Origin of the sequence: Trabulsiella odontotermitis (assembly GCF_030053895.1) — a bacterium.
Classification (GTDB): Bacteria; Pseudomonadota; Gammaproteobacteria; order Enterobacterales; family Enterobacteriaceae; genus Trabulsiella; species Trabulsiella odontotermitis_C.
This window is the reverse complement of sequence record NZ_CP125781.1, coordinates 1556489-1569243: the sequence shown is the minus strand read 5'-3', so window position 1 is coordinate 1569243 and position 12755 is coordinate 1556489. Positions and strand designations below refer to the sequence as shown.

8 protein-coding genes are annotated in these 12755 nt (G+C 54.5%); 4 read left to right on the top strand and 4 right to left on the bottom strand.

Annotated features, from left to right (window positions below):
- Window positions 1-21: 21 nt before the first annotated feature.
- Window positions 22-477, bottom strand: a complete 456-nt coding sequence (gene yfbV, locus QMG90_RS07555; RefSeq protein WP_283283227.1) for a terminus macrodomain insulation protein YfbV — start codon at window positions 475-477, stop codon at window positions 22-24.
- 335 nt (window positions 478-812) lie between these two features.
- On the opposite strand from yfbV, the gene ackA reads away from it, so the two are divergent.
- The 4 genes from ackA (at window position 813) to QMG90_RS07535 (ending at window position 9086) form a co-directional block, all read left to right on the top strand.
- Complete coding sequence (gene ackA / locus QMG90_RS07550) at window positions 813-2015, top strand: acetate kinase (RefSeq protein ID WP_283283226.1); 1203 nt, start codon at window positions 813-815, stop codon at window positions 2013-2015.
- A gap of 80 nt (window positions 2016-2095) precedes the next feature.
- Window positions 2096-4234 carry a phosphate acetyltransferase gene (gene pta, locus QMG90_RS07545; RefSeq protein WP_283283225.1) on the top strand — a complete coding sequence of 713 codons (2139 nt, stop codon included), beginning with the start codon at window positions 2096-2098 and terminating at the stop codon, window positions 4232-4234.
- Window positions 4235-4597: 363 nt separating this feature from the next.
- Window positions 4598-8677 carry an RHS repeat-associated core domain-containing protein gene (locus tag QMG90_RS07540; RefSeq protein WP_283283224.1) on the top strand — a complete coding sequence of 1360 codons (4080 nt, stop codon included), beginning with the start codon at window positions 4598-4600 and terminating at the stop codon, window positions 8675-8677.
- A 13-nt stretch (window positions 8678-8690) separates the two neighbouring features.
- Window positions 8691-9086 (top strand): type IV secretion protein Rhs, encoded by a 396-nt coding sequence (locus tag QMG90_RS07535; protein ID WP_283283223.1) that lies wholly within the window; start codon window positions 8691-8693, stop codon window positions 9084-9086.
- A gap of 499 nt (window positions 9087-9585) precedes the next feature.
- Here the strand turns inward: QMG90_RS07535 and QMG90_RS07530 are convergent, their stop codons facing one another.
- From QMG90_RS07530 to QMG90_RS07520, 3 genes are read right to left on the bottom strand one after another with little or no spacing between them, the layout of a single operon-like run.
- Entirely contained in the window at window positions 9586-10539 is a 954-nt protein-coding gene (locus QMG90_RS07530; RefSeq protein ID WP_283283222.1) for a transketolase family protein, read from the bottom strand.
- Window positions 10532-11359, bottom strand: a complete 828-nt coding sequence (locus QMG90_RS07525; RefSeq protein ID WP_419096968.1) for a transketolase — start codon at window positions 11357-11359, stop codon at window positions 10532-10534. Before QMG90_RS07525 ends, QMG90_RS07530 begins: the two co-directional genes overlap by 8 nt.
- Window positions 11359-12747, bottom strand: coding sequence for a PTS ascorbate transporter subunit IIC (locus QMG90_RS07520; protein ID WP_283283221.1), 1389 nt, complete (start codon window positions 12745-12747; stop codon window positions 11359-11361). The genes QMG90_RS07525 and QMG90_RS07520 overlap by 1 nt, the downstream gene beginning before the upstream one ends.
- Window positions 12748-12755: the final 8 nt, after the last annotated feature.

Here is a 12755-nt window from a genome sequence, read left to right as displayed (position 1 = left end):
ATATGCGTTTTTTCGCTTCAATTACAAATCATCAAGGAAAGTTTTGTCCAGTTGTTTGAAGGCGCGCTTAAGCGTGTCAGCTAAAGCCTGGTAATCCGGTTTTCCTTCTACCGGCGCGAGCGCCTGCCCGGCTTCCTGCAATTTGCCGCGCACTTCATAAAACCAGTGCAAAATGGTGGGCGGAAGCGGTGTGACAGAACGCTTCCCTAACCACCACAGGCCCTGCATCGGCAGGCTCAATGCGAACAGCGCCGTCGCGACCGCCGGGCCTAACTGCCCGCCAAGGGCGATTTGCCAGCAAAGGGTGAAGACCGCGACAGGCGGCATGAGGCGAGTGGCGTATGTCGTGGCCCGAATGGCGCGATTTTCCACGAAAACCGGGGCGAGGCGTTTTTCCATTGGCCACGTCTTCGCATAGTGTTGTCCCCGTCGGAACAAACTGAAAAAATTTACCGGGCGATTGTCTGGTGTCGACATGGCATTACCTCAACTTCACGAACAAATATTAAAAAAAATGTGCAAACTCACAACTGTGCATGACAACGTTCAAAAGATTTTGTCATTGTCCCCTGCAATCGGGTATCCTGTGCCAGCCTGAGATGGGCGTAGACCCACGCATCAGGTTTGTCAAATTATCGCACATTCTGCCGCTGGCTGAAAATTGTGCAAAATGACGTAGAATCAATAAGTATTATTTCCCTCATGCCTCAAAACGACCAAGGCATGATGTTAATCATAAATGTCGGTGTCATCCTGCGCTACGCTTTGTGACTCTTTGACGTTTTTTTAGCCACGTATCAAAAGGTACTTCCATGTCGAGTAAGTTAGTACTGGTTCTGAACTGCGGTAGCTCCTCACTGAAATTCGCTATCATCGATGCGCTTAACGGTGACGAGTACCTCTCTGGTTTAGCCGAGTGTTTCCATCTTCCTGAAGCCCGTATTAAATGGAAAATGGACGGCAGCAAACAAGAGGCGGCTTTAGGTGCAGGCGCCGCTCACAGTGAAGCGCTGAACTTTATCGTTAACACTATTCTGGCACAAAAACCAGAACTGTCCGCACAGCTGACGGCAATTGGTCACCGTATTGTTCACGGCGGCGAAAAATACACCCGTTCCGTGGTGATCGACGATACCGTCGTTCAGGGTATCAAAGATGCGGCCTCTTTCGCACCTCTGCATAACCCAGCTCACCTGATCGGTATCGCTGAAGCCTTTAAATCTTTCCCGCAGCTGAGAGAAAAGAACGTTGCTGTGTTTGACACCGCGTTCCATCAGACCATGCCGGAAGAATCCTACCTGTACGCCCTGCCGTACAGCCTGTATAAAGAGCACGGCATTCGTCGCTACGGCGCGCACGGCACCAGCCATTTCTATGTGACTCAGGAAGCCGCAAAAGTACTGAACAAGCCTGTTGATGAACTGAACATCATCACCTGCCACCTCGGCAATGGTGGTTCTGTTAGCGCGATTCGCAATGGCAAATGCGTTGATACGTCGATGGGTCTGACTCCGCTGGAAGGTCTGGTGATGGGAACCCGCTCCGGTGATATCGATCCGGCTATTGTGTTCCACCTGCACGACACCCTGGGCATGAGCGTTGATCAAATCAACAAGCTGCTGACCAAAGAATCCGGCCTGCTGGGCCTGACTGAAGTCACCAGCGACTGCCGTTATGTTGAAGACAACTACACGAGCAAAGAAGACGCAAAACGTGCAATGGACGTGTATTGCCACCGTCTGGCGAAGTACATCGGTTCCTACACGGCGCTGATGGACGGTCGTCTGGATGCGGTCGTCTTCACCGGTGGTATCGGTGAAAACGCGGCGATGGTACGCGAGCTGTCCCTGGGCAAACTGGGCGTGCTTGGCTTTGAAGTTGATCATGAACGTAACCTGGCTGCCCGTTTCGGCAAGTCTGGTTTCATCAACAAAGAAGGCACCCGTCCGGCTGTGGTCATTCCGACCAACGAAGAACTGGTTATCGCGCAAGACGCCAGCCGTCTTACCGCCTGATTCCACACCGCCAGCCAATGCTGGCGGTGCTGTTTTGTAGCCCGCCGAAACGTGTCGGCGGTAACGAAAGAGGATAAATCGTGTCCCGTATTATTATGCTCATCCCAACCGGAACCAGCGTCGGCCTGACCAGCGTCAGCCTCGGTGTTATCCGTGCAATGGAACGTAAAGGCGTACGCCTGAGCGTGTTTAAGCCGATCGCTCAACCGCGTGCCGGTGGCGATGCGCCTGACCAGACCACCACCATCGTGCGGGCAAAATCTAACCTGCCTGCGGCTGAACCGCTGAAAATGAGCCACGTTGAATCTCTGCTCTCCAGCAATCAGAAAGATGTGCTGATGGAAGAGATCATCGCAAACTACCACGCGAACACCAAAGACGCGGAAGTGGTTCTGGTTGAAGGTCTGGTTCCGACCCGCAAACACCAGTTTGCGCAGTCCCTGAACTACGAAATCGCGAAAACGCTGAACGCGGAAATCATCTTCGTGATGTCTCAGGGTACTGATACCCCGGAACAGCTGAAAGAGCGTATCGAACTGACCCGCAGCAGCTTCGGCGGTTCTAAAAACAGCAACATTACTGGCGTGATTATCAACAAACTGAACGCGCCGGTTGATGAGCTGGGCCGTACCCGCCCTGATCTGTCCGAGATTTTTGACGATTCGTCGAAAGCGAAGGTCGTGAAGATCGATCCGGCACAATTGAAAGATTCCAGCCCGCTGCCGATCCTCGGCGTGGTGCCGTGGAGCTTTGATCTGATCGCTACCCGCGCAATCGACATGGCTCGCCACCTGGATGCCACCATCATTAACGAAGGTGACATCGCTACCCGCCGCGTGAAATCCGTGACCTTCTGTGCGCGCAGCATTCCGCATATGCTGGAACACTTCCGTCCGGGCTCGCTGCTGGTGACTTCTGCCGATCGCCCTGACGTGCTGGTTGCCGCCTGCCTCGCCGCGATGAACGGCGTTGAGATTGGTGCGCTGCTGCTGACTGGCGGCTACGACATGGATGCGCCGATTGCCAAACTGTGCGAACGCGCGTTCGCGACTGGCCTGCCGGTATTCATGGTAAACACCAACACCTGGCAGACGTCGCTGAGCCTGCAGAGTTTCAACCTCGAAGTGCCGGTGGACGACACCGCGCGTATCGAGAAAGTGCAGGAATACGTTGCTGATTACATCAACGCTGAATGGATTGATTCCCTGTCTGCGACCTCCGAGCGCAGCCGTCGCCTCTCTCCGCCAGCGTTCCGCTACCAGCTGACTGAGCTGGCGCGTAAAGCGGGCAAACGCGTTGTGCTGCCGGAAGGCGACGAACCGCGTACCGTGAAAGCTGCGGCTATCTGTGCTGAACGTGGTATCGCAACCTGCGTGCTGCTGGGTAACCCGGAAGCCATCAATCGGGTTGCGGCTGACCAGGGCGTTGAACTGGGCACGGGCATCGAAATCGTTGATCCGGATGTGGTACGTGAAAGCTACGTCGCACGTCTGGTTGAGCTGCGTAAGAGCAAAGGCATGACCGAAGCGGTTGCCCGTGAGCAACTGGAAGACAACGTGGTGCTCGGCACGCTGATGCTTGAGCAGGACGAAGTTGACGGTCTGGTTTCCGGTGCCGTTCACACCACCGCGAACACCATCCGTCCGCCGCTGCAGTTGATCAAAACCGCGCCGGGCAGTTCACTGGTTTCCTCCGTTTTCTTCATGCTGCTGCCGGAGCAGGTTTACGTTTACGGCGACTGTGCGATTAACCCGGACCCGACCGCAGAACAGCTGGCCGAAATCGCGATTCAGTCTGCTGACTCGGCGATTGCCTTCGGTATCGAACCGCGCGTGGCAATGCTCTCCTACTCCACCGGCACTTCTGGTGCGGGCAGCGATGTAGAGAAAGTGCGTGAAGCCACACGTCTGGCGCAGGAAAAACGTCCTGACCTGATGATCGACGGTCCGCTGCAATATGATGCGGCAGTCATGGCTGACGTGGCGAAATCCAAAGCGCCGAACTCACCGGTTGCGGGTCGCGCTACCGTGTTCATCTTCCCGGATCTGAACACCGGTAACACCACTTACAAAGCGGTACAGCGTTCTGCTGACCTGATCTCCATCGGGCCAATGCTGCAGGGTATGCGCAAGCCGGTTAACGATCTGTCCCGTGGCGCGCTGGTAGATGATATCGTCTACACCATCGCACTGACCGCGATTCAGTCTTCACAGCAGTAAGTTAAAAAGCCTGGTGGCGCTCGCGCCACCAGGAAAATCTATCTTTGTTAATACTGGCCGCCCAGAGCGGCCAGTACTTTTTCCAGAATCGTTTCGCGTAAAATTTCCTGTCTTGAACGCTATGAGGCTGTGGGGCTGTGGGGCTGTGGGGCTGTGGGGCTGTGGGGCTGTGGGGTATCTAATTCCCGGAGCAAATGAATTCATATTCACCATTGATATAACAAATTAATTACTTGATAAATAAGCACTAATTTCATACTTTCTTTGGCCTTTCCTCACAAATGTCGACTTCTGTCACAGAAACCGTGGGCGTGATAACGAAATGATACGCACCACATTCAGGAATGTCAGAAGGGAAGCACAATGATCGGAAAACCGGCAGCACGTCAGGGTGACGGCACCATGACAGGTGGCCCAATAATCCAGGGCTCGGCGGGGGTGATGATTGGCGCACCGACCGGCGTGGCCTGTTCGGTCTGTCCGGGCGGCATGACCTCCGGCAACCCGGTCAATCCGCTGCTGGGCGCAAAGGTATTGCCCGGCGAAACCGATATTGCCCTGCCCGGCCCGCTGCCGTTTGTACTCTCGCGTACCTACAGCAGCTACCAGACCAGAACGCCTGCCCCGGTGGGTATATTTGGCCCCGGCTGGAAAGCGCCCTCTGATATCCACCTGCAGATACATGATGCGGAACTGATACTCAACGACAACGGCGGGCGCAGTATTCATTTTCACCCGCTGTTTCCGGGGGAAACGGCCTTCAGCCGCAGCGAGTCTTTCTGGCTGGCCCGGGGCGGTGTACTGGCGCTTCATGAAAGTAATCCGCTGTATGCACTCTGGCAGCGGCTTCCGCAGGATATTCGTGTCAGCCCGCATATCTACCTTGCAACCAGCAGCCTTCAGGGGCCCTGGTGGATCCTGGGCTGGTCTGAGCGCGTTCCCGGGCCGGATGAAGCGCTGCCCGCCCCGTTGCCACCGTACCGGGTGCTGACCGGCCTGGCGGACAGTTTCGGGCGGACAATGACTTTTCACCGTGCCGCATCCGGCGCATTTTCCGGGAACATTACCGCCGTGACAGACGGCGCAGGCCGCCACTTCCGGCTGGTTCTGACCTCCTGTCGGGACACGCCCCCCGCCACGGGTTATGGCACAGACAGTGGCGTCCGCCTCGCCGAAGTATGGCTTTCCCGCGACCCGGAATACCCGGATAACCTGCCCGCCGCCCCCCTGGCGCGTTATGAATATTCCTCCCGGGGTGAACTGGCGAGAGTGTATGACCGCAGCGGTACGGCGGTCCATGACCTGACTTATGACACGCAGCATCCGGGACGGATGGTGGCACACCGCTATGCGGGCAGGCCTGAGATATCCTACCACTATGACGTTGCCGGGCGCGTGACGGCGCAGCATAATCCGGAAGGTTTAAGTTATTCCTATGCTTATGGATTCAATAGCGTCACTGTCACCGACAGTCTGGGCCGCCGGGAGGTACTGCATACCGACGGCGACGGCGGGATGAAACGGGTGGTGAAAAAGGAGCACGCCGACAGCAGCATCACCCGCAGCGACATTGACATCGCGGGCAGACTGCTCGCGCAGACGGATGCAGCGGGCCGTAAAACCGAATACCGGCACAGCCCCGCCTCCGGACAACTGACGGCGCTCGTCACACCGGACGGCAGGCTCACGGAGTTTTGCTACAACGCTCAGCGTCAGCTGACCAGCACAGTCCACCCTGACGGGCTGCAGAGCCGGCAGGAGTATGATGAGCACGGCAGACTGACAGCTGAAACCCTGCGCAACGGCAGTACAACCCGTTTTTTTTATGATAATCCGCGCAGCGAATATCCTTCCTCCACCGAAGAGGCCACCGGCAACCGGAAGCAGATGACCTGGAGCCGTTACGGTCAGTTACTCACCTTTACCGACTGCTCCGGCTATGAAACCCGCCATGAATATGACCGCTTCGGGCAACTGACGGCAGTGCATCACGAGGAAGGTGTCAGCCGGTATTTCAGGTATGACAGGCGGGGCCAGCTGGTCAGCCGGCAGGATGCACAGGGTCGCGAAACGCGTTATGAATACAATATCGCAGGCGACCTGACAGCAGTGGTAGCCCCGGACGGCAGTCGCCGCGAAACCACGCATGACGCCTGGGGTCACACCCTCAGCAGCACACAGGACGGGCTGACACGGCGGATGCAATATGACGCTGCAGGCCGGGTCACACAACTCACGAATGAGAACGGCAGCCACACAACATTCACTTATGATGTGCTGGACAGACTGACGCAGGAAACCGGTTTTGACGGCAGGACGCAGCGTTACGGGTACAGCACCACCGGTCTGCTTATCCGCAGTGAGGATGAAAGCCTCATCACCCACTGGCACTACGACGCATCAGACCGCCTGACACACCGCACGGTGAATGACAAACCGGCGGAGCAGTGGCGTTACAGTGAGCGCGGCTGGTTGTCTGAAATCAGCCACGTCAGTGACGGGTACCGCGTCACTGTGCAGTACGGGCACGATGACCGGGGCCGTACTGTCCACGAGTGCCAGACAGTACATCACCCGGACACGGATGAATTGTTATGGCAGCATGACACCCGTCACGATTACAGCGACAGCGCACTGCTGAACCGCGTCACACCGGATAACCTGCCTCCGCTGGAATGGCTGACGTATGGCAGCGGTTATCTGGCGGGCATGAAGCTCGGTGATGAACCACTTCTCGACTTTACCCGTGACCGCCTGCACCGCGAGACGCAGCGCAACTTTGGCGATTACGAACTGACCACGGCATACACGCCAGGCGGCCAGTTGCAGAGCCACCAGCTGAACATTCCCCGGTTTAACCGTGACTATACATGGAACGCCGGCGGACAGCTTGTCCGCATCAGCGGGCTGAATGAACAGCGTGATTATCAGTACGGTTCCGCCGGTCGGCTGCGCAGTACGCATATTAAATCAGCACATCATGACCTGACGCAGTGGACCCTGACTGACCCGGCGGGCAACCGGATAGCGGAGCGGGATGAATACCCGATGCTGCCGGATAACGTCAGGAATAACCGCACCGGTCAGGATGCGAATAATTTCTACCATTACGATGCACACGGCAGACTCACTGAAAAGGGTGAGCGTCGCCCCCGTCCGCGTGGCAGCCTTTCTCATCATTATGGCTATGATAACCAGCACCGGCTGGCGCATTACCGCCAGATGCAGCACGGCAACCTGCTGACGGAAAGCCGGTATATCTATGACCCGACGGGCCGCCGCACGGGTAAGCGGATATGGAAATATACGGTCTGCGACGATGGTTCGTGTACAAAGCCAGAACTGAAGGAAACCGTATGGTACGGCTGGGACGGCGACCGACTGACCACCACGCAGACAGACACCACCCGTATCCAGACGGTATATCTGCCGGGCAGTTTTACACCGTTAGTCCGCATTGAAACCGCAACCGGAGAGCTGACGAAAGCCCGCTGCCGCACGCTGGCGGAAAAACTCCAGCAGGATGCGGGGATGGCTTTTGTACCGGAACTGGTGACGCTGCTGGATAATCTGGAGCGGGAACTGAAGACGAACCAGGTCAGCGGGCAAAGCCGGCAGTGGCTGACGCAGTGCGGGCTGACGCCGGAGCAGATGAAAAAGCAGATGGAGCCAGAGTACAGTCCGCAACGGAGAATCCACCTGTATCACTGCGACCACCGTGGTCTGCCGCTGGCGCTGTTTGACGCTCACGGGGAGATTGCGTGGAGTGCAGAGTTTGATGAGTGGGGGAATATGCTGCGTGAGGATAACCCCGACAATCTGCAACAACTTATCCGGCTGCCGGGACAGCAGTATGATAAAGAGACGGGGCTGTACTATAACCGTCATCGATACTACGACCCGGAGCAGGGACGGTATATTACTCAGGATCCGATTGGGTTAAGAGGTGGGTGGAATCCTTATATGTACACAAATAACCCCATACTACAAGTTGATCCTTTGGGGTTGTACAACCTATATCAATTGATATATGACGTGTGGCATGATGATTCATCTGGCACTTCATCTATTGATATTTCTGGTGGTGGTGACCTGGTATCATTAGGTGGCCATGTTGGAGTTGGTGTTGCTTTCGCCAAAAAGAAAGGGGAAATACTTTCTGATATTTGTGCCTATGCTACGGCATGTGGCCACGCTGGAATTGGTGGGGGGCTTAGCGCGGCGATTACATACTCTGAATCTAACTCTCTGCCTTCGTCAGGAGTAAGTAAATCTATCGGCACGACAACTGGGGGTGGGATAATTGGACATCTTGCGTATACTTACGCTGTTGATATAGACCACCCTGAATCTTCAACAGAATCTGTGGGGGCTGGTATTGGTGTTGATGCTTCGGCTATGGCTCTTGCTTGTAAAACATGGCAGGAATGCCTGATAAATTAACAGGGAATGCAGGATGAGATATGTTATTTTGGTTCTGTCTTTATTACTATGTGGCTGTTCACCTATAAATATAGAACCAGCAAGACAAAGCGTAAATACCTTCCATGAATTATATCAGAGAGGGGATTACTCTAAAGTATATGATCTAACTTCGTCCAACCTTCAAAAAACCACATTAGAAAAGGATTTTATTGGTTTTATGGTAAGTGCCAAAGAAAATGATCTTGGCTCATTTATTAAATCTAATCTTAGACAAGAAAAAATCACCCGCAGTTTGTTTTCGAACAATGAGGTATCTTTTGTGTATTATTCTAAGTACTCAAAGAGATTTGTTCAGGAAATATTCACATTTGAAATGGAAAACAAGAGATGGAAGTTAAAAAGCTATAGGTATGATTCTCTGGATTAATGTGTTTGCATTGTGAGTATAAAATTATGTGTCATAGCCAGTTCTTTTTCAAGGATACTACGAGACAATATATTACTCAGGCACGATTGGGTTACGAGGAAGATGGACCCCATATATTTACCCGCTGAATACTATATGGTTTGTAGTTCCATTAGAACTATATAATTACAAATTAAAAAACATAGACGACATAGGAAGATTTGCGTTTGCAATAACTGAAATTGGTCAATCAGCATATGACTCTGCACAGGGAAAAGCAGTAAGTCTCACATGTCAGAGTTCTGGCCTCTCAATTACTCATACAGCAATTGTAACTGATGCTATCATTGATCCGGGGTATATTATATAAAATAATTAGATTTATACCATTACTTGCCCACCTCTTTGGTGGGCGATACCAGCGACTTGTTTATCCATAACCAACAATGGAAATTGATATATAAAAACGGCTGACCAACTTTATAGTGATCAGCCGGAACTCTCTGCTAGCCTTTTTTATTTACAGCAGCTCCCTCGCCGCCTTCACAATGTCATCCGCCGTCAGGCCATACTCATGCTGGAGAAACTCCTGCGTGCCGACCTGTCCGTAGCGTTCCTTCACGCCCACGCGCCGCATCGGCACCGGACAGGTTTCCACCAGCACTTCCGCCACCGCCGACCCCAGCCCGTTGTGAATGCTGTGGTTTTCGCAGGTGACAATACGCCCGGTTTTCTCGGCGTAATTTTTCACCAGCATACGGTCAATGGGTTTGAGGGTGAACATATCGATGACCGCCGCGCTGATACCGTCGCGCTCCAGTCGCCGTGCCGCTTCCTGCGCCTCGGCCACCATAATGCCGTTGGCGATGAGCGTGATATCGTCGCCTTCGCGCAGGACATTGCCCTTGCCGATGGTAAAACTGGAGCCTTCCTCATAAACGGTTGGCGCCTGTTTGCGGATGGTGCGTACCCAGTAAAAGCCTTCGAGGGTAATCAGTTGATTGAGGATGTCTTTAAACATCACCGCATCCGTCACCTCGATCACCACCGAATGCGCCAGACCGCGCACGATACCCATGTCCTCGAACGACATATGCGTACCGCCGTTATGGCAGGCGGTCACCCCCGCATCCGAGGCGATGACTTTAACGTTATTACGCTGATAATCCAGCGCCATAAACAGCTGATCAAAACAGCGGCGGCTGGCAAAGGCGGTGAAAGTATGCACAAACGGTCTCCGTCCGGTTAACGAAAGCCCTGCCGCAGTACCTATCACGTTCGCTTCCATGATCCCGCAGTTAATCACGTGATCCGGGAACTGGCGCTGCACGCCATCCATCGCCATCGAGCTCATTAGATCCGCTTCCAGTGCGATAATGCCGCTCTCTGCTTTGATCTGCTCAGTGACAAACCCGGCGTACACTTTGCGCATTTCGGTGACATCTTTCCCCCCGACCGGGGCGACCTTAATCATGCGTGGCCTCCAGTTGCTCAATGGTCTCGTTAAGCGCCTTTCGCGATTCCTCGGTAAGACGCAGATGGTGAGAATTGCTTAGCTGCTCCAGATACGGCACGCCCTGCCCTTTGATGCTGTCGAGGATCACCAGTCGCGGCCGCGCATCCGCCGCCAGCACCGGTTTAGCAATCGCCTGCAATGCCGGAATGTCATCGCCTTTTACGGTGTGTACATCAAAGCCAAAGGCGTGAAATTTCCCTTCCAGATCGAACGGGTTGATGATCGCATCCAGCTCGCCGTCCAGTTGCTGTTTGTTCCAGTCGACAAACACCAGCAGGTTGTTGAGCTTGTGATGGGCGATAAACTGAAATGCTTCCCAGCACTGCCCTTCATTCAGCTCACCATCGCCCACGATACAGAAAACGCGGTTAGGCCGCCTGGCGAGCTTGTGCGACAACGCCATTCCGGCGGCAATGGAGATACCCTGACCAAGCGAGCCGGTGGTGGCATCAACGCCACGGGTTTTCAGCCTGTCCGGGTGGCTCGGTAATCGCGTGCCGTTCTGGTTGAGCGTGCTCAGCTCTTCCACCGGGAAATAACCTTTGATCGCCAGCGTACTGTAAAGCGCCGGGCCGGCATGCCCTTTCGACAGGACAAAATAGTCGCGCTCCGGCCAGTCAGGATCGGCGGGGTCGATGCGCATCACGTCGCCGTAAAGCACCGCCAGCGTTTCGATAACCGACATGCTGCCACCGTAGTGGCCAAAACCGAGCTGCGTCAGCGATTTCAGCGTCGCCACGCGGATGTCCCGGGCCAGTCGAGTAAGTTCAGCAGACATTATGATTTCGCTCCTGTGTCTTGTCGGGCGCCGTTGCCCGCAGATTTACCTTTCACCACGTTGTAAATCACCAGAATGACGAACAGCGCGACGACAAGCCCGGTAATCGCCAGCGGCGAGAGATAGCGCGCCAGATTACCCAGCAGGATCCCGACAGCACCGAAATCTGCGTCAGAGAAGGTGGTATTGGCGAAGCCCAGCGCGCCAAGCACCGGCAACAGCAGAACCGGCAGGAAGGTGATCAGCAGACCGTTGGCAAACGCACCCAGCATCGCGCCACGACGACCGCCGGTGGCGTTGCCAAACACGCCCGCAGTCGCACCTGTAAAGAAGTGCGGCACCACACCCGGCAGGATCAGCACCAGTTTCATCTGCCCCAGCAGGAAAAGCCCCACCAACCCGCCAAGGAAGCTGAACAGAAAGCCGATCAACACCGCGTTAGGCGCATACGGATAAACCACCGGGCAATCCAGCGCCGGACGGGCGTTGGGCACCAGTTTTTCGGAAAAACCGGTAAACGCCGGGACGATTTCCGCGAGAATCAACCGCACGCCCTGCAGGATAATGAACACACCAGCAGCAAAGGTGATCGCCATGATGATGGCGTAAACCAGGTAGTTCTGACCGGCGCTGAGCTGGCCTTCAACGTACTCACGTCCGGCACTCACCGCCATGATCAAATAGATAATCATCATGGTGAGTGAAATGGAGATGGAACTGTCGCGCAGGAAGCTGAGGTTTTTCGGCAGGTTCATCTCTTCGGTGGAGCGGGAACCCTTGCCGCACAGGCTGCCAATCCAGCCGGAAAGCACGTAGCCGAGGGTACCGAAGTGCCCGAACGCAATGTCATCATTGCCGGTAATGCGCTTCATATAACGCTGCGCCAGCGCCGGGAAAAACGCCATCACCAGACCGAGGATCAGCGAACCGGTAAACACCAGCCCCACCCCTTCAAAGCCGGCTACCGTCAGGATCACACCAATCATGCACGCCATATAAAAAGTGTGATGTCCGGTGAGGAAGATGTATTTCAACCGCGTAAAACGGGCGACGATGATGTTTGCCACCATCCCGAAGGCCATAATAAGCGCCGTCGACGCCCCGTATTTTTCCAGCGCAATAGACACGATCGCTTCATTATTCGGGATGATGCCCTGAATATTAAACGCGTGTTCAAACATGCCGCCTAACGGATTTAACGAACCGACTAATACGGAGGCGCCGCCCCCCAGTACAATAAACCCAAGAATGGTTTTAATGGTGCCTTTAATGACGTCAGAAAATGATTTCTTTTGCGCAACGAGACCAATTAACGCAATTAACCCTACCAGTACCGAGGGCACCTTTAAAATATCAACAACAAAATTCAGCGTTTCAAGGATAAACATATCCGCCT